Raw genomic sequence first — 16,307 nt, 5'->3', positions numbered from 1 at the left:
GTGCCGCGGAGGGGGAGCCATGAGTGAGCCCGATATCCAACTGAAGAAGTTCCAGAAAGAACTGAGTGCAGGCACCGTGTCGCTGGCGTTGCTGGCGGTGCTGGCCCGGGCGGGGGAGCCGCTGTACGGGTACCTGATCGCCAAGCAGCTCGAACGCGTCGGCGAGGGCGTGCTCAGCGGCAAGCAAAGCGCGCTTTACCCGGTGCTGCGCAACCTGGAGGGCGGCGGACTGCTGGAGAGCTTCGTCGAACCCTCCGTTGCCGGCCCACCACGGCGCTACTACCGCATTACCGAGGCAGGGCGGCTGACCCTGCAGTCCTGGATCGCCGCCTGGCGTGCCACCCGCGATTCCGTCGATTCCGTGCTAGAGGGGATTCCTGCATGAACACCACCGCCACCCCGGGCAGCCGCCTGCCCACCACCATCCCCGAGTACCTGGATCAGTTGCGTGCGGCGCTCGCCGGCGCCGACAAGGCCATGGTCCAGGACGCCGTGTACGACGCGGAGGAATACCTGCGTTCGGAACTGGCGGAAAACCCCGGAAAGTCCGAAGCCGAGGTGATCGCCTCCGTCGCCGGCAGTTACGGCGCACCAGCGGAAGTTGCGGACATCTATCGCGAGACCGAAGTCACCGTGACGCGCGCGCTTCGGCCCCCCTTGCCGCCCAAGCGCAAGTCGGTGCTGGGACAGTTTTTCGGGGTCGCCGCCGATCCGCGCACCTACGGCGCCTTGTTCTACATGCTGCTGTCGCTGGCCACCGGCACGTTCTACTTCACCTGGGTGGTGACCGGCGCCAGCCTGTCGATCGGCCTGCTGATCCTGATCATCGGCATTCCGTTGCTGCTGCTGTTCCTGATGTCGGTGCGCCTGCTGTCGCTGGTCGAAGGTCGGGTGGTGGAAGTGTTGCTGGGCGAACGCATGCCGCGCCGCCCGCTGTACACGCAGCGCGACAAGCCGTGGATGACGCGCTTGAAGGAACTGTTCACCGATGGCCGCACCTGGACGGCGATGCTGTACCTGCTGCTGATGCACCCGCTGGGCATCCTGTATTTCTCGGTCGCCATCACCTTGCTGGCCTTGTCGCTGGGATTGATCGCAGCGCCTGTGGCGTACTTCCTGCCGTTCGACTATGTGCTGAACTTCGGCGGCTGGAGCCTGGTCAACGAAGCGCCCTGGCTGCTGCCGTTGGCATCGGTGGCCGGCATCCTGCTGCTGTTCGCCACGTTGCACCTGGCGCGCCTGACCGGCCTTTTCCACGGCTGGCTGGCCAAGCACCTGCTGGTGCGTACACCGGTGGTGTGAGGTCATGATGCGGGAGCGACCTCGGTCGCGAACAAAAAAGGCCGCCCGAAAGGGCGGCCTTTTTCTTGCGCCGGCATGCAGTTGGCGATCCCGTGGAGGCTTCGTGACTGACGTCGCTCCCACAGTAAGCGATGCGTCAGCCGGCGTACTTGGCGATGAAGTCGCGCACCTGCGGGTAGACCTTCTCGCGCCAGCGACGTCCGCTGAAGATGCCGTAATGGCCGGCACCTTCGACCGTCAGGTGCTTGTGGTGCGCCTTCGCGATACCGGTGCACAGGTCATGCGCGGCGGCGGTCTGGCCCTGGCCGGAGATATCGTCGAGTTCGCCCTCGATGCTCATCAGCGCGGTCTTCCTGATGGCGGCCGGCTTCACCAGTTCGCCATTGACCGTCCATTCGCCGCGCGGCAGCAGGAACTCCTGGAACACGGTACGGATGGTGTCCAGGTAGTACTCGGCCGGCATGTCGAGCACCGCGTTGTATTCGTCATAGAACTTGCGATGCGATTCGGCATCCTGCAGGTCGCCCTTGACCAGGTCCGCATAGAAATCCCAGTGCGACATGAAATGGCGGCTGGGGTTCATCGCAAGGAACCCGGCATGCTGCAGGAAGCCGGGATACACGCGACGGCCTTCGCCGGGGTAGGGCACCGGCACGGCGTGGATGACATTGTTCTCGAACCACGACAGCGGGTTGCGCGTGGCCAGGCTGTTGACTTCGGTAGGGCTGCGGCGCGCGTCGATCGGGCCGCCCATCATCACCAGTGAACGCGGCGTGGCTTCGCCGCGCGCTGCCATCAGCGACACCGCCGCGAGTACCGGCACGGTGGGCTGGCAGACGCTGATGACGTGGAGTTTCTCGGCGCCGATATGGCGGATGAACTCCTCCACGTAGGCGACGTAGTCGTCGAGGCTGAAGGGGCCTTCCGACGCGGGCACCATGCGCGCGTCCACCCAGTCGGTCACGTAGACCTTGTGGTTGCGCAGCAGGGTGTGCACGGTATCGCGCAACAGAGTGGCGTGGTGGCCCGACAGCGGCGCCACCACCAGCACCACCGGGTCGTCCTTCAGCAGGGCGATGGTGTCGGCGTCGTCGGTATAGCGTTTGAAGCGGAGCAGGCGGCAGAACGGCTTCTTCACCGCCTCCAGTTCCACCACGGGCACCGTGCGGCCGTGCGCCTCGACTTCGCGGATGTCCCACGCCGGCTTCTCGTAATCCTTGCCGATGCGGTGGACGAGTTCATTGCCGGCCGCGATGCGCTCGGCCCCCGGTACGTTCGAGAGCCAACTGGTCGGCGTGGAGAACATCCGTGCGTTGGCTTCGGCCATGTAGGCCAGCGGCGCCATCCATGCGCGTCCGAGTTCGTGCAGTTGGTACAAGGTCATGGCTGTCCGGAATCCCGCTTTTGGTGCACGGTGCTGCGCCGCAGCATACCGCAAAGCCGGTACCGCCGCGCATGCCTGTTCAGGTTATCGGCCGGAAATCCGCAGCCTCCAGCACCGCGACATCGCCCGCCAAGCCCGGGCCCAGCCAGCAGTGGTTGCCGATCGACTGGAAGCCCAGTCCATTGAACGCTTCCCGGTACCACGCCGCCCTGCGTGGCTGGAATCCCTCGTGGTCGCCTTCGAATTCGTCCTCCTTCGCGAAGGTTTCAAGGAAGGCGACACCGCCGCACAGTTCCGCCAGCCCCGGCAGTCCACGCTTCAGTTCGCGGGTCGGCACGTAATGCAGCACATCCGAGCACACCAGCAGGTCGACCGGCTCGCAGGGGCGCAGGTACTGGAAGTTCTCGAAACGCGCGTAATGCAGGTTGCGGGTGCGCCCGAAGCGCCGGATCGCATACTCACTGCTGTCGAAACCGAGGTACTGCAACTTCGGCCGCAGCTTTAGCAACGGCGCGCGCCACGCGCCTTCGCCGCACCCGATGTCGAGCACCGTGCGGATCGGCCGTTCCAGGTGGTACTCGGCCACCGCCACTGCCATCGCCACCTTGCGCGCCAGCCGCGGCGCGCCGCCGATGTCGCCGTCGCGATACCAGCGCTGGAAGTAGTCGGCGTCGTAGTGCTTGGTCATTGGTATGTTCGGGAAGAGGGAAGCAAGCGTGTTGCTCGTCATGCCAGCGCTAGCTGGGATCCATTGCGCCGTTGCTCTCCTTGATCTGCAGAGCAACGGGAAAATCAAATTGGATTCCAGCTTACGCTGGAACGACGGGTCCGTGGCATTCCATCGCGTTGGACAGTCGTTGCGACAGTAGCGGAGAATCCCGCATCACCCTTTCGAGCGGCGGAGCGGCCAGCGTGGACAAAGCCAGCCTTTACCTGTGGGTCAAGACCTTCCATCTCGTCTTCGTCATCGCCTGGATGGCAACGGTGTTCTACCTGCCGCGCATCCTGGTCAACCTGGCCGAGACCACGGGGCAGGCCGACGTGCAGGCGCGCCTGCAGCTGATGGGACGCCGCCTCTACGGCTTCGGCCACAGCATGTTCGGCATCGCGGTGATCCTGGGCGGCGTGCTGTGGTTCCATTTCGGCATCAGCGGCGGCTGGCTGCACGCCAAGCTCACGCTGGTGGCGCTGATGCTGGTGCACTTCATCGTCACCGGCCGCTGGCTGAAGGGCGTGGCGAAGGGCAAGACGCTGCCGTCGCCGACGGCCTTGCGCTGGTTCAACGAGCTGCCCTTGTTCGGCTTGATCGCGGTGGTGTGGCTGGTGCTGGCGAAGCCGTTCTGAGGGCTGCCGCGTTCTCGCGACCCAGCAATCGTATCGGTACCGCGCGAATGCGGCATCCGTAAACCGTCGCCTTGCGTCCCGATCAACGCGATCGAGCGTCCTGGCGTGCAGCGTGTGGAGCCCTAGCTTCGCAATGCAGCACGACCTCCAGCCGGGCATGCTCGGTCATGCGCCGGAACGCGGCCAACAGGCGTCGCTCGTACTCGTCATGGACCATCTCACCCGTGACGGTAGGGGTGTCGTCATTGCCGCCATGATCGAAAGGGCCGCGTCCGGTGGCCAGCCATTCGAAGCTGACGTTGGTCAGCTGGGCGATGTGGACCAGCCGCGCGGAAGCAGGTAAAACGCCGTCCGCGCCTTCCCAGTTGGCCACCGCGCTGCGGGTGACCCCAAGGTTCAAGGCCAGGGCCTCCTGGGACAGCCTGGCGCGCTGGCGCGCTATCCGGATGCGCATGGACAGCTTCATGTGCCGTGTTGCTCGTTCCGCTGTGGGGTCTCCACGCTAGCCCGCCTGATTCCGGGACGCAATTAACATTTTTGCGTCAGCGATACTGACGTCAACTTGTACAGCCTGGCTGACGTGCATGTGCAAGCGATTGATGCGAAAGGGTCGACCAAACGTGACTGTCAGCAGAACTGACGCGCGGCGCTGAAGCGCGTGTTGCTCGCGGCGGCGCGGCTGCTAGAGGATGACGACGAAGGCTGGCGCAAGGGTATCCCCCACGCGCTCTGGCCCCAGAGGGGGTCGATGCCTTTCGTACTCAAGGACGCAAGACCGCAATGACGCAACCGCTGTTCCGCCCTGAAGTCCTGGAAGCCAAGCGCGGCAGCTGGTTGGGCGGCATCTCGTTGGCGCAGCCGGTCAGGTTGTGGGTGCTTACGCTCGCGGCGGTCGCCGCAGCCACGGTCGTCGTCCTGTTCGTTACGCTGGGCACCTATACGCGTCGCTCCACCGTAACCGGTCAACTGGTGCCCTCGCAGGGACTCGCCACCGTGCTGGCCCCGGCCACTGGCGTGGTGGCCAGGCTGGATGCGGTGGAAGGCGACCGTGTTGGGCTGGGCACAGCACTGGCGGTGGTCACCGTTCCTCGCGCGACATTGGCATCAGGCGACACGCAGGTCGCGCTGGAACAGCAGTTCGGCCAGCGGCAAGCGGGCCTCGTGTCTGCGCAGCAGGCGCAGCAGCGGCAGCTGCAGGCACAAGCGCAAGGTGCACGCGAGCAACTGGCAGTCGCGCAACGTGAACTGGTACAGATCGAATCGGAAGTGGCGACCCGCCAGGACCAGATTCGTATCGCCAACGAAACACTCGAACGCCTGCGCAGGCTGGAGGGTGGACAGTATGTCAGCGTGTTGCAGATCAAGCAGCAGGAAGCCGCGGTGCTGGAATACACGGGGCAGATGCAGGCCCTGCAGCGTCAGGCCATCGGCACGCGCCGTCTGATTGCGCAATTTCAGCAGGCGGAGCGCGAATTGCCCGCGCAGGGTCAGGCAAGCAAAGCAGGCCTCCAGCGTGAAATGGCACAGCTGGAACAGGAGCGCGTGCAGACGCAGGCCAGCGGTGCGCTGGTGGTCAAGGCGCCGGTCGAGGGCATGGTGGCGACACAGGTGGTCAAACCGGGTCAAGCGGTGCAGGCCGGTCAACCGTTGATGACGCTTTTGCCGGGTGACGGGCGGCTGGAGGCGGAGCTGCTTGTGCCGAGTCGAGCTATCGGCTTCATCGAGCCGGGTGATCGTGTGCTTCTGCGCTATCAGGCATTTCCTTACCAAAAGTTTGGTCATCAAGAGGGGCGGGTTTCGGCGATCAGTCGTAGCGCGCTGAGCGCCGGCGAAGTGGAGGCACTGATTGGTAGTGCGCGGCAAGGTGAGCCGCCGTACCGCATAACCGTCTCCCTCGCGCAGCAGGCCATTACGGCTTATGGGAAGCAAGAGGCATTGAAACCAGGAATGCTGGTGGATGCTGATGTGCTTGGTGAGCGCAGGACAATAATCGAATGGGTTTCTGAACCGTTGTATTCGCTGGTTGGGAAGACGGTCGACTAGTGGTAATCGAGTGTGGAATTTCGGGGATTCTCCCGGACCCTAGGCACAGGGGAGGTGTGTCAATAGATGTAAGGCAAAGTGAGGAACTTTTTAAATGCGATATCTTAAGGAAAGTGAGTACAGTTCAGTTGTCGGTGGCGTGAAAGAAGGTGCCAATGGTCAAAGCTGCACCGATCCCGTGAGCGGTCCCGTGGGCGACAAGTCGACGGCAGACCAGAGCAGCTCAGCCTCTATCAAGTAAAGGAAAAGAAATCCTATGCGTACTCTGCAAACTCACGAAGTTAACTACGTCACTGGAGGCATCACGGGTACCGCTTCGGGGGGCGCCTCCTGCACCAAGACGACCTCGACTACTACCCATGCCGACGGGTCTAAGACGACCACTACAACCACGCATTGTCAGGTTAATACAGCGCTCAAGGTTGAATAACTGAGAAATCGGCGGCCGTCCCTCTAATCTTGTGAGGGACGGCCATCTTCGGCGCTGTTGGAGACGATCTAGAATGATAAGGCTAGCTGCAGTACTTCTGCTCATGTGTGTAGCAAGCTTCGCACATGCGGGGTGGGGTCGGATCTCCAAGGATGAAATTAGGTTGGATGGAGAGATTGGAAGGGATTCCTATCGAGAGTACATGCGCGTCGCAGAAGGAGGGTTTTCAACAGTTTCATTGAATAGTGGCGGCGGCTTGCCGTTGGTGGCGCTGAATATTGCTGAAGATCTGGTGCTTCGACAGGTTGAGATTGTCGTAGATGGCGTATGCATGTCTGCGTGCGCCAATTATCTAGCCGTTTCTGGAAGAGAACTAGCCGTCAGATGCGACTCCGTCTTGGCTTGGCATGGAACGCTTGGATCAATAGCAGACGAGAAAATGAAGATGAAGACCTCAGGCGTTCCGGATGAATTAATTGACGTTTATGCGGCATGGCTTGGCGATTTTAAGGTGCGAGAGGATAGATTCTTCAAGATAGCTGGAGTGAACAGAGAGATACTCAATGACTCCGTCGTGGCTACCGCAGAGGTGTCTGCTGGGCTGCGGCCAAGTTTTTCTTTTGATGATGTCAGTGGCGAATACTCGTTTACTACTGTTGCTCCGATTTGGATTCCTGATGTTCCGACGCTGCGATCATATGGGATCAATGTTTCTTCGGAGTGTGGCTGCTGGACTGATGACGAAATGAAGGAGTCAGTGGCCAAGCATGGGATTGATGTCCCATTCACCTCTAAGCCTGTCAGAGATAAATGAAAGTGCGGTCGAATTTCAGTTGCAGGAAAGGGTGGGAAGTAGAATCTGAGTTCGCTACTCTCGGGATATAGGTTGTAATCACGCCTTATGGCAGTTGTCTTTATTGGGTATAGATGAAGCTAGTACTTCAGTCTGAAGCGGCCGAGTGTGGGTTGGCTTCTATAGTGGCGATAGCTCGTGCGCATGGCGTAGCGTTGTCGTTAACAGAGTGCAGAAGGCGCTTTCCTTCGTCCGCTAAAGGCGCAAAGCTAAGTCAGCTGATTCAGATGGCGCAGCGTCTGGGGTTTTCGGCTCGTCCGTTGCGATTGGACATGGAAGACCTCGGTAATCTCAAGCTTCCTTGCATCCTTCACTGGGACTTGAACCACTTCGTCGTCCTCTGGAAGGTGAGCAAAGCTAAGGTCATCATTCTAGATCCCGCAGTGGGTGAGCGCAGCTTGTCTTTTAAACAGGTGTCGGATCACTTCACCGGCGTCGCGCTGGAGCTGACTCCCATCGCCGAGCTCAAGCACCAAAAGGCAATGCCTGTCGTAACGGCACGGCAGCTCACGGGTCGGGTGCAGGGATTCTGGCGAGCGCTGACGCAGATCCTGCTGCTGTCTGCGGCGCTTCAGGTTTTCGTGGTGCTTGCGCCGTTCTACATGCAGTGGGTGGTGGACCAGGTGCTGGTCTCCGCCGATCGCGACCTGCTGACCGTGCTCGGATTGGGATTCGGACTGGCGCTAGTCCTGCAGATCGGCATCAGCCTGCTTCGCGGCTGGTCCGTGGTCTACCTGTCGTCGCGACTGGGACTGCAATGGATGGGTAATGTGTTCGCCCATCTGCTCAAACTGCCACTGGACTACTTCGAGAAGCGTCATCTCGGCGACATCACCTCCCGCATGTCGTCGGTACAGGCCATGCAACGCACGCTGACCACCAGTTTCGTCGAGGCGATCATCGACGGCCTGATGGCGGTGGTCACCCTGGGGCTGATGCTGTTCTACAGTTGGAAGCTCGCCTTGGTGACGTTGTTGGCCGTCACCCTGTATCTCGGCATCCGTGCCGTCGCGTATCGGCCCGTCCGTGATCGTACCGAGCAGCAACTGGTCGCCGGTGCTAAGCAGCAGACCCACCTGCTGGAATCGTTGCGCGGCATGCAGAGCCTGAAAGTTGCGGGCGAGGAGTCGCAGCGCCGCAGTACCTACGACAACCTGATGCACGACACCGTCAACCAGGAAGTCAGGCTGGCGTGGATGGGGTTGGGCTTCAACAGTGCCAGCCAACTGGTGTTCGGCATCGAGCGCATCGCAGTGATCTGGATCGGCGCCACGCTCGCGCTGCAGAACGTGTTCTCGGTCGGCATGCTGATCGCCTATCTGGCTTACAAGGACCAGTTCGCCGGACGCATGGCAGCCCTGATCGACAAGTGGATCGAGTTCCGCATGCTGCGTCTGCATGGCGAACGCTTGGCCGACATAGTGCTGACGCCGCCGGAGGAGCAGGCCGCCCAGCCAGAAGTGTTGCCCCCGGCCAGTACCCGGATCGAGGCGGAGAACCTCTCGTTCCGCTACGGCGACGGTGAGCCATGGGTGTTGAAGGACTGCAGCTTCACGGTCGAGGCGGGCGAATCGGTGGCGATCGTCGGCGCCTCCGGTTGCGGCAAGACCACGCTGGTCAAGGTGCTGCTGGGCCTGTTGCCGCCCACGGAGGGCATCGTTCGGGTGGGCGGGCACGACCTGCACAAGATCGGCCCGCGTAGTGTCCGCACCCTCGTCGGCGCTGTCATGCAGGACGACCAGCTGTTCGCCGGCAGCGTGGCGGACAACATCAGCTTCTTCGATCCGGAGATGGATCAGTGCCGCATCGAGCACGCGGCGAGACTGGCGGCGGTCCATGACGAGATCGCGGCCATGCCGATGGGCTACCACAGCCTGATCGGCGACATGGGCAGTTCGTTGTCGGGTGGGCAGAAGCAGCGCGTGATCCTGGCCCGGGCGCTGTACCGCAATCCCAAGCTCCTGTTCCTCGACGAGGCCACCAGCCATCTCGACGTGGTGAAGGAGCGGTTGGTCAACGACGCGGTCAAGGCCCTGAGCCTGACCAAGGTGATCGTCGCCCACCGTCCCGAGACCATCGCCAGTGCCGACCGCGTGCTGATGATGGAGCAGGGTCGCATCGTGCAGGAGATCAGGCCTCAGCGGCCAGCGCCGGACACCGTAGCCGTACCTGCTTGAACTGCGGCGGCGCCTCGGGGCAATCGCTTTTTGGCAGTGGAAGCACATCGTGTCCCGGATGCCTCCACGCAGACCGGTCCAAGATCTACTTCTTCTCGAAATCCACCGGGCTCGGCAGCTCCACCGGCACGCCATTCGCATCGCACGTACCCGCCGCGCACAGGCGCGCGCGCAGCTTCGGGGCGGCCTGCACGATGACGTGGTAGATCGCGTTCTGTTCCAGCGTGCCGCGGAAGGCGTCGCTGCCTGGACCGATGGCCCAGATGCCGACGTCTTCGCCGCCGTGTGATTCCGATTTCAGCGGCACCAGGGCTTCCTGCAGGTAGTCGGGATGCTCGGTATCGACATGGCTCAGGTCCGGCCGGCCTTCGGACGGCTCGACGCTGCTGGGGGAATGCAGGAAATGCTTCGGCCCTGCCGGCTGGCGGTTGCTGGCGCCGGTGTAACCGGGACCATTGGCGTACGTCAGCGTGGTGAACGTCATGCCGGTCTGGTCGCGCGCGAGGTCGCCGGGCGTGTCGTCTTCGCCGCCCTGGCCGCGCACCTTGCCCAGGATCGGATTGCCGCGCACGGGATAGCCGACGAAGTTGAGCGTGTGCGAATGATCGGCGGTGACCACGATCAGCGTGTCGTCGCGTGAAGTGGCCTCTGTCGCGGCGCGCACGGCATCTGACATCGCGACGGTTTCATCGAGCGCGCGATACGCATTGCCGTAGTGGTTGGCGTGGTCGATGCGCGCGCCTTCCACCAGCAGCACGAAGCCTTCCGGATTGCGCGAGAGCGTGCGGATCGCGGCGCGGGTCAGGTCGGCGAGCGAGGGTTCGCCCTGGTCGTCCTTGCGACGGTCGTGCTCGAACTGCATGTGGTCGTACTCGAACAGGCCCAGCAACTGAGGCGCATCCGCGGCGGCTTCCAATTGCCGGGTGTTCCAGGCATAGGCACCCTGCGGATGCGCCTGCTGCCACTCGGCGACCAGGTTGCGGCCGTCGAGGCGCTGGCCGACCTTGTCGTCTTCTTCCGGATCGCGCACGTCTACGGGCAGGAACTCGCCGCGCCCGCCACCCAGTACCACCGACGGGCCATGTCCGAAGCGTGCGGCGACCAGCAATTGCTGTGCAATGTCCTTGCAGCCGGCGTCGATCGCTTCCGCTGGCAGGTCGCTGTCGTTTTCCCAGTCGCGATGCGAGACATGCGCGTAGGTCGCGGCGGGGGTCGCATGCGTCACGCGGGCGGTGGTGACGACACCCGTCGCCAGTCCCGCGCTGTCCGCCAGCGTCAGCCAGCTGACCAGGTCCTTGCTGCCGTCGGGCGTGCATTCGCCCTTGCGTCCGGCCGACACGCCGATGGCGCCCATGTGCGACTTCACGCCCGTGGCTACCGCCGTCATCGTGCCCGCGGAGTCGGGGGTCTGCGAGTCGGTGTTGTAGGTCTTGCTGAAAGCGGTGTGCGGGAAGCGCTCCCAGCTCAGCAGGTTCTCCTCGCCCGGCATGCCCTTGCGCTGGCCCTCGAAAATGCGCGCGGCGGCCACCGTGGTCAGGCTCATGCCGTCGCCGAGGAAGACGATCACGTTCTTCGCACGTCCCTGCATGGCGCCATTGGCTGCGGCCCTGGCGGCACCGCTGCGGTACCACCATTGCGGTGTCTCGCCCTGCGGGTGCGCGACGGGCGGGACGTCGACGGCGAGCGGGGAGGGAGTGGCGGGCGAGGTGCTGGCGCAGCCAGCGAGGACGGTGAGCCACGCCAGGCCGGCGAACGGCGATACGAGCGAACGCAGGAACATGAGGAGCCGTGTGGAGGACAGTCGGCCCATTATGACGGTCGCGCAGTGTCCTGTTCATGACACCCGGCATTCCGTCGGCATGGTCGCCCCGCGCGGAGCCATGGGCTAAGGTGTCGCGTCCGTTTTTGTGAGTCGCGGTGGATGAGTCTGGTCTCGGCCTGGTTGAGGATTCCGTTCTGGCAGCGCGTCGTCGCCGGCTTCGTGCTGGGCGCGCTGGCGGGATGGTGGCTGGGACCGGCGGCCGGGGTCTGGCTCAAACCCCTCGGCGACCTGTACGTCACGCTCATCAAGATGATCGCGGTGCCGCTGGTGTTCTTCGCGGTCATCAACGCCGTCTCCAGCCTGCACGGGCAGAAGTCGGTCGCTGCGCTGGGCGGACGCACGTTCCTGTGGTTCGCGATCACGGCGGCGATGGCCGTCTGCGTGGGCCTGGCGGTGGGCTGGGTAGTGCAGCCCGGCAAGGGCCTGACCGGTTTGATGATGGCGCCGGACTATCAGGTACGCGAAGTGCCGACGCCGGTGCAGGTGCTGCTGGACATCGTGCCGTCCAATCCTTTCAAGGCGCTCACCGAGGGCAAGATCCTGCAGGTGATCTTCTTCGCCGGCTTGCTGGGCTTCGCCCTGGTCAAGCTGGGTGAGCGCAGTGCGGGCCTGCGCAAGCTGGCCGGCGAGGCCAGCGACACCATGGTGCAGGTCACGCGCTTCGTGCTGGAGATGACGCCGCTGGGCACGTTCGGCCTGATCGGCGCGCTGGTGGGCACATACGGTTTCGAGAAACTGTTGCCACTGGGCAGCTACATCGGCGCGCTGTACCTGGCATGCGCGCTGCACATCGTCGTCGTTTACGGCAGCCTGCTGCTGGCGCACGGATTGAACCCGTGGAAGTTCTTCCGCGGCGCCGCGCCGGGCATGCAGGTGGCGTTCGTCAGTTCGTCCAGCTTCGCTTCGATGCCGGTGGCGCTGCGTAGCGTCACCCACAATCTGGGCGTGGACAAGGACTATGCCGCGTTCGCGGTGCCGCTGGGCGCCAGCATCAAGATGGATGGCTGCGGCGCGATCTATCCGGCATTGACTTCGATTTTCGTGGCCCAGTACTTCGGCCTGGACCTGTCGGTGAACCAGTACTTCGTCATCCTGCTGGCGTCGGTGCTGGGCAGCTTCGGCACGGCCGGCGTACCCGGCACGGCGACCGTGATGGTCACGCTGGTGCTGAGCGCGGCCAACCTGCCGCTGGAGGGCATCGGCTTGCTGGTGGCGATCGACCGCATCCTGGACATGATGCGCACGATGACGAACGTGACCGGCCAGATGCTGGTGCCGGTGCTGGTGGCGAAGGAAACCGGTCTGCTGGATCGCGAAATCTACGAAAGCGCGTCGAGCAATGTCGGCCTCGGGGATGATGCCGCCTCGACGCCATGAATGCCGATGCGATCCAACTAGTGGATTCCTTCCCCGACGTAGCCACCTATCGTCGGCTCCGGGTCGAAGCAGGACTGTCGCCCAAGACGCAGGAAGCCGCCGAGCGCGGCCTCGCCAACACGCTGTACGGCGTCAGCTTGGTGAAGGCGGGTGACGTGATCGGCATGGGGCGCGTCATTGGCGACAACGGCACGGTGTTTGCCGTCGTGGACATCGCCGTGCGGCCCGGTCATCAGGGCCAGGGGCAGGGCAAGCGCATCATGGCCGCCCTGGATGCGTGGCTGCGCGCGAATGCGCCCGCTTCCGCCTACGTCATGCTGATCGCCGACGGTGACGCCAGACACCTCTACAGCCGGTTCGGGTTCGCCGAAACGGCGCCCGCCTCGGTCAGCATGGCCTATGTGGCCGATGGCCGCCGGGGAGCCTAGGCGGTTGCGGCCTTGTCCCGCGATACCCACCACGCGAACACGCCCGCCGTGACGAACATCAGCAGGCTGTAGACCGCCGCAGGCACCGAGATGGTCGCGTTCTGCAGCACGTTGAGTGCGATGAAGATCGCCAGCGTGCCGTTGTGGATGCCGATCTCCATGGCGATGGCGATGGCCTGCTTCTTCGGCAGGCGCAACGCCAGCGGCGCCGCATAGCCGGCGCCCATGCTGATCAGGTTGAACAGCAGGCAGGCCAGCCCGACGATGGCGAAGTAGGTGGTCAGCGTCTTCCACTCCTGCGCCACCGCCGCGACCACCAGCAAGGCCAGCACCAGCACCGACAGCAGGCGGATGGGCTTCTCGGTGCGCGCCGCGAACCCTGCGGCCTTGGCGCGGATGATCATGCCGAGGGCAACCGGCAGCAGGATGATGGCGGCGACTTCGACGACTTTCTTCGTCGGTGGCGGCACGTACTGGCCTGCGCCGAGGAAGTACTCCAGGGAAAGGTTGAGGATCACCGGCAGCGTCAGCAGGCAGAGCAGGCTGTTGATCGCGGTCAGGGTGATGTTCAGCGCGACGTCGCCGCGCGCGAGGTGGCTGTAGATGTTGGCGGTGGCGCCACCGGGCGAGGCGGCCAGCAGCATCAGGCCCACCGCGAGTTCCGCAGGCAGACCGAAGCCCAGGGCCAGGCCGAACGCGACCCAGGGCAGTACCAGCGTCTGCAGGGCGAGACCGATCAGCACGGCGCGCGGATAACGCGCCACGCGACGGAAATCCTCAAGCGTCAGTCCCAGCCCGAGGCCCAGCATGATGATGCCCAGGGCCAACGGCAGCAGCAGATTGGTCAGCAGTGATGCCTGCATCGCGTACGACTCCCCTTCGGCGCGAAGAAACGGGATGCGCGGTAATGGCGCAATCGTCGGAGGATGGAGGCAAGCCGGCGAGCGATGCAAGCTGCGGCGCACAGAAGATGGAAAAGAAGAAGGCCGCGCGGGGCGGCCTTCTTCATCGTTGCTCTGGCATCCGTACGGTTACATCGCGACGCGACGCGCACTCAGGTAGCGGTTGGCCCAGTAGCCCGTGAGCAGGCTGTCCACGCGCACATCCTTGCCACGACTGGGCGAATGCAGGAAGCGGCCTTCGCCCACGTAGATGCCTACATGATTCACCCGGCCCTTCAATCCGAAGAACACCAGGTCGCCCTGGCGCAGCTCCTCGCGCGCGCCGACCATTTCCGCGTCGGCCTTGGCGGCCATGTCGCGGGACACGCGCGGCAGCTCGATGCCCAGTGCCGTGCGGAACACATAACCGACCAGGCCGCTGCAATCGAAGCCGCTGTCGGGCGATGTGCCGCCCCAGCGGTAGGGCGTGCCCATCAACGCGAGGGCGCGCTGGAGGACCACCTGTACCTTGCCCCCCTGCTGTTCCTGCGCCACGACGCCTTCCTTGCTCAGGTCGTACGCGGCCAGCAACTTGCTGATGTCGCCAGCCACCATGGCCGAGCGGTCGACCAGCGGCAGCGTATCGCTGGCGGCCAGACGCGGGAGCAGGGCGGAGAGAGTGGCGGTGGCGGCCTCGGCGGCCTTTTCCTTGACGCTGGTGGTGACGGATTTGGCGGCCGGGGCCACCACCACATCACTGGACGCCGGCGTTGACGCGGCGTCGACGGTGGCCGGGGCAGTCTGGGCCTGCACCACGGCGGCCATGGCGCACAGGCCAAGGCCCACAAGAAGTCGGGAAACCCTCCGCGGCAGGCGGTGGGTGGCGGCAGGCTGGCCTGTTGGCAGGTCGTCGTCGGTCGTCACGCGCGGGATGGGTTTAACAAGTCAGGGGCGATAATGCCGGCTGATCGGAGCGATTTGGTTCAGAAATCGTTATTTATTTGTTAAGTGTGAACGTTCCGCGTCACAGACTTGACCGATTCCTAACGAAGGACGCGTTTCGCGCCGCTGTAATGGTCCCGCCAGTAGGGGCCGTCCAGATGATCGAGCCGGACCGTACCGCCCGTACTCGGGGCATGCACGAACCGGCCTTCACCGACGTAGATCCCCACATGGGTCACGTTGCCGCGACTGCCGAAGAACACCAGGTCTGCGGGCGCCAGGCGGCGTGGTTCGATCCTGGGTCCCTGCACCTGCGCCAGTTCCCGCGACGTGCGCGGCAGACGCACATCCAGCATGTCCCGATAGACGTAGGTCACCAGACCGCTGCAGTCGAAGCCGGATTCCGGCGTGTTGCCGCCGTACCGGTACGGCGTGCCGACCAGGCCGATGGCGCGCATCAGGACCGAAGTGGCGGCGGCGGGATCGTCGGCCTGCACCACCGGCCAATCGCGTTGCGCGTGGGGCGGTGGCGATTTGCGGACCTGGGGCTTGGAGCCGCCACAGCCGGCCAAGGCGATCAGACCGGCGCAGAGCAGGAGGACGGCCCAGCGCCGAAGTGGCGCGGGCAGGGTCAAGCCGGGATAATGTCGGGCCTTCATCGCGGCGCATCTTCGCCGCATTCCCTTGCGGTCCACAAGCCGCGCCCGTCCTGCCCGCCGGCAGGCCCCGTCCAGAGTCCCGCATGAAAATCGCAAAAGACAGCGTCGTCCGTTTCCATTACACCGTGTCCGAAGCCGGCCAAGAGCCGATCGAAAGCTCGAAGGACCGCGAGCCGCTGGCGATCCTGATCGGCCACGGCAACATCATCCCGGGCCTGGAGACCGCGATGCAGGACCGTGAAGCCGGCGAGAGCTTCGGGGTGGACGTGGCCGCGGCCGACGCCTACGGCGAGCGCCGTGACGGTCTGAGCCAGCGCGTGCCCAAGAAGCACTTCGGCAACCAGCGCCTGGTGCCGGGCCAGCAGGTCGTGCTGCAGACCAACTTCGGCCCGCGCGCCGTGACCATCCAGAAGGTCGGCATGAGCGTGGTGGACGTGGACCTCAATCATCCGATGGCAGGCAAGGACCTGCACTTCGACGTGGAGATCGTGGAAGTGCGCGAGGCCAGCGCCGAGGAACTCGAGCACGGCCATGTGCACGGCGACGGCGGTCATCACCACTGATCCACGGCATGCCTGCTTCCAGAACGGCCCGCGAAAGCGGGCCGTTTCTTTTGGCTGCGCGGGATCCCGGGCCGCGCATGGTCTAATCGGAGCGAAGACATC

The 16,307-nt window shown here is 64.1% G+C and carries 15 protein-coding genes and 2 pseudogenes; 10 read left to right on the top strand and 7 right to left on the bottom strand.

Features of this window, described 5'->3' with window-relative positions:
- Nucleotides 1–19: 19 nt before the first annotated feature.
- From ACIPRS_RS11795 to ACIPRS_RS11785, 3 genes and pseudogenes are all read left to right on the top strand, one after another.
- The gene (locus ACIPRS_RS11795) at nucleotides 20–385 is read left to right on the top strand and encodes a PadR family transcriptional regulator (protein WP_446538681.1); all 366 of its coding nucleotides are present in this window, start codon (nucleotides 20–22) and stop codon (nucleotides 383–385) included.
- A pseudogene (locus tag ACIPRS_RS11790) lies at nucleotides 382–1,221 on the top strand (sensor domain-containing protein); the annotation flags it as partial. The gene ACIPRS_RS11795 and the pseudogene ACIPRS_RS11790, both read left to right, overlap by 4 nt.
- Nucleotides 1,198–1,302 (top strand): annotated as a pseudogene (locus ACIPRS_RS11785) (sensor domain-containing protein); the annotation flags it as partial. The pseudogenes ACIPRS_RS11790 and ACIPRS_RS11785, both read left to right, overlap by 24 nt.
- A 136-nt stretch (nucleotides 1,303–1,438) precedes the next feature.
- On the opposite strand, the gene ACIPRS_RS11780 reads toward ACIPRS_RS11785, so the two are convergent.
- Nucleotides 1,439–2,686, bottom strand: a complete 1,248-nt coding sequence (locus ACIPRS_RS11780; RefSeq protein ID WP_142124441.1) for a polyhydroxyalkanoate depolymerase — start codon at nucleotides 2,684–2,686, stop codon at nucleotides 1,439–1,441.
- Between the two features lie 79 nt (nucleotides 2,687–2,765).
- Entirely contained in the window at nucleotides 2,766–3,374 is a 609-nt protein-coding gene (locus tag ACIPRS_RS11775) for a class I SAM-dependent DNA methyltransferase (RefSeq protein WP_446538680.1), read from the bottom strand.
- Nucleotides 3,375–3,598: 224 nt separating this feature from the next.
- On the opposite strand from ACIPRS_RS11775, the gene ACIPRS_RS11770 reads away from it, so the two are divergent.
- Nucleotides 3,599–4,030: a CopD family protein gene (locus ACIPRS_RS11770; RefSeq protein WP_337731157.1), complete on the top strand. Its 432-nt coding sequence runs from the start codon at nucleotides 3,599–3,601 to the stop codon at nucleotides 4,028–4,030.
- 82 nt (nucleotides 4,031–4,112) lie between these two features.
- Here the strand turns inward: ACIPRS_RS11770 and ACIPRS_RS11765 are convergent, their stop codons facing one another.
- Complete coding sequence (locus ACIPRS_RS11765; RefSeq protein WP_446538679.1) at nucleotides 4,113–4,496, bottom strand: helix-turn-helix domain-containing protein; 384 nt, start codon at nucleotides 4,494–4,496, stop codon at nucleotides 4,113–4,115.
- A 314-nt stretch (nucleotides 4,497–4,810) separates the two neighbouring features.
- Here ACIPRS_RS11765 and ACIPRS_RS11760 point away from each other — a divergent pair, with 314 nt between their 5' ends.
- The 3 genes from ACIPRS_RS11760 (at nucleotide 4,811) to ACIPRS_RS11750 (ending at nucleotide 9,533) form a co-directional block, all read left to right on the top strand.
- Complete coding sequence (locus tag ACIPRS_RS11760; protein ID WP_446538678.1) at nucleotides 4,811–6,073, top strand: HlyD family secretion protein; 1,263 nt, start codon at nucleotides 4,811–4,813, stop codon at nucleotides 6,071–6,073.
- 632 nt (nucleotides 6,074–6,705) lie between these two features.
- Nucleotides 6,706–7,317, top strand: a complete 612-nt coding sequence (locus ACIPRS_RS11755) for a hypothetical protein (RefSeq protein ID WP_446538677.1) — start codon at nucleotides 6,706–6,708, stop codon at nucleotides 7,315–7,317.
- A 113-nt stretch (nucleotides 7,318–7,430) separates the two neighbouring features.
- Nucleotides 7,431–9,533 (top strand): peptidase domain-containing ABC transporter, encoded by a 2,103-nt coding sequence (locus tag ACIPRS_RS11750; protein ID WP_446538676.1) that lies wholly within the window; start codon nucleotides 7,431–7,433, stop codon nucleotides 9,531–9,533.
- 85 nt (nucleotides 9,534–9,618) lie between these two features.
- On the opposite strand, the gene ACIPRS_RS11745 is transcribed toward ACIPRS_RS11750, so the two are convergent.
- Complete coding sequence (locus ACIPRS_RS11745; protein WP_446538675.1) at nucleotides 9,619–11,313, bottom strand: alkaline phosphatase; 1,695 nt, start codon at nucleotides 11,311–11,313, stop codon at nucleotides 9,619–9,621.
- 141 nt (nucleotides 11,314–11,454) lie between these two features.
- On the opposite strand from ACIPRS_RS11745, the gene ACIPRS_RS11740 reads away from it, so the two are divergent.
- Nucleotides 11,455–12,732, top strand: coding sequence for a dicarboxylate/amino acid:cation symporter (locus ACIPRS_RS11740; RefSeq protein ID WP_446538674.1), 1,278 nt, complete (start codon nucleotides 11,455–11,457; stop codon nucleotides 12,730–12,732).
- A complete protein-coding gene (locus ACIPRS_RS11735) occupies nucleotides 12,729–13,160 on the top strand; it encodes a GNAT family N-acetyltransferase (protein WP_446538673.1) in 432 nt (143 codons plus the stop codon). Before ACIPRS_RS11740 ends, ACIPRS_RS11735 begins: the two co-directional genes overlap by 4 nt.
- On the opposite strand, the gene ACIPRS_RS11730 is transcribed toward ACIPRS_RS11735, so the two are convergent.
- From ACIPRS_RS11730 to ACIPRS_RS11720, 3 genes are all read right to left on the bottom strand, one after another.
- On the bottom strand, nucleotides 13,157–14,023 hold the full coding sequence (locus ACIPRS_RS11730; RefSeq protein ID WP_446538672.1) for a bile acid:sodium symporter family protein: 867 nt from the start codon (nucleotides 14,021–14,023) through the stop codon (nucleotides 13,157–13,159). The two genes, ACIPRS_RS11735 and ACIPRS_RS11730, sit on opposite strands and share 4 nt — an antisense overlap.
- Nucleotides 14,024–14,191: 168 nt before the next feature.
- Nucleotides 14,192–14,965 carry a C40 family peptidase gene (locus ACIPRS_RS11725; RefSeq protein ID WP_446538671.1) on the bottom strand — a complete coding sequence of 258 codons (774 nt, stop codon included), beginning with the start codon at nucleotides 14,963–14,965 and terminating at the stop codon, nucleotides 14,192–14,194.
- Nucleotides 14,966–15,084: 119 nt separating this feature from the next.
- Complete coding sequence (locus ACIPRS_RS11720; RefSeq protein ID WP_337731148.1) at nucleotides 15,085–15,642, bottom strand: C40 family peptidase; 558 nt, start codon at nucleotides 15,640–15,642, stop codon at nucleotides 15,085–15,087.
- Nucleotides 15,643–15,725: 83 nt separating this feature from the next.
- Between ACIPRS_RS11720 and ACIPRS_RS11715 the strand changes: the two genes are divergently transcribed.
- Entirely contained in the window at nucleotides 15,726–16,205 is a 480-nt protein-coding gene (locus ACIPRS_RS11715) for an FKBP-type peptidyl-prolyl cis-trans isomerase (protein ID WP_192201576.1), read from the top strand.
- Nucleotides 16,206–16,307: the final 102 nt, after the last annotated feature.

The sequence above is a fragment of the Pseudoxanthomonas sp. LARHCG66 genome, assembly GCF_052871755.1.
Note: the sequence above shows the minus strand (reverse complement) of the source record. Positions and strands in the feature narration are given on the sequence as shown.

What these genes read in the sequence shown, in the direction of transcription:
- ACIPRS_RS11730 (WP_446538672.1), bottom strand. Translation starts at nt 14,023, where the DNA reads ATGCAGGCATCACTGCTGACCAATCTGCTGCTGCCGTTGGCCCTGGGC.
- ACIPRS_RS11795 (WP_446538681.1), top strand. Translation starts at nt 20, where the DNA reads ATGAGTGAGCCCGATATCCAACTGAAGAAGTTCCAGAAAGAACTGAGT.
- ACIPRS_RS11715 (WP_192201576.1), top strand. Translation starts at nt 15,726, where the DNA reads ATGAAAATCGCAAAAGACAGCGTCGTCCGTTTCCATTACACCGTGTCC.
- ACIPRS_RS11760 (WP_446538678.1), top strand. Translation starts at nt 4,811, where the DNA reads ATGACGCAACCGCTGTTCCGCCCTGAAGTCCTGGAAGCCAAGCGCGGC.
- ACIPRS_RS11755 (WP_446538677.1), top strand. Translation starts at nt 6,706, where the DNA reads ATGCGCGTCGCAGAAGGAGGGTTTTCAACAGTTTCATTGAATAGTGGC.
- ACIPRS_RS11740 (WP_446538674.1), top strand. Translation starts at nt 11,455, where the DNA reads ATGAGTCTGGTCTCGGCCTGGTTGAGGATTCCGTTCTGGCAGCGCGTC.
- ACIPRS_RS11750 (WP_446538676.1), top strand. Translation starts at nt 7,431, where the DNA reads ATGAAGCTAGTACTTCAGTCTGAAGCGGCCGAGTGTGGGTTGGCTTCT.
- ACIPRS_RS11765 (WP_446538679.1), bottom strand. Translation starts at nt 4,496, where the DNA reads ATGAAGCTGTCCATGCGCATCCGGATAGCGCGCCAGCGCGCCAGGCTG.
- ACIPRS_RS11775 (WP_446538680.1), bottom strand. Translation starts at nt 3,374, where the DNA reads ATGACCAAGCACTACGACGCCGACTACTTCCAGCGCTGGTATCGCGAC.
- ACIPRS_RS11780 (WP_142124441.1), bottom strand. Translation starts at nt 2,686, where the DNA reads ATGACCTTGTACCAACTGCACGAACTCGGACGCGCATGGATGGCGCCG.
- ACIPRS_RS11745 (WP_446538675.1), bottom strand. Translation starts at nt 11,313, where the DNA reads ATGTTCCTGCGTTCGCTCGTATCGCCGTTCGCCGGCCTGGCGTGGCTC.
- ACIPRS_RS11720 (WP_337731148.1), bottom strand. Translation starts at nt 15,642, where the DNA reads ATGAAGGCCCGACATTATCCCGGCTTGACCCTGCCCGCGCCACTTCGG.
- ACIPRS_RS11735 (WP_446538673.1), top strand. Translation starts at nt 12,729, where the DNA reads ATGAATGCCGATGCGATCCAACTAGTGGATTCCTTCCCCGACGTAGCC.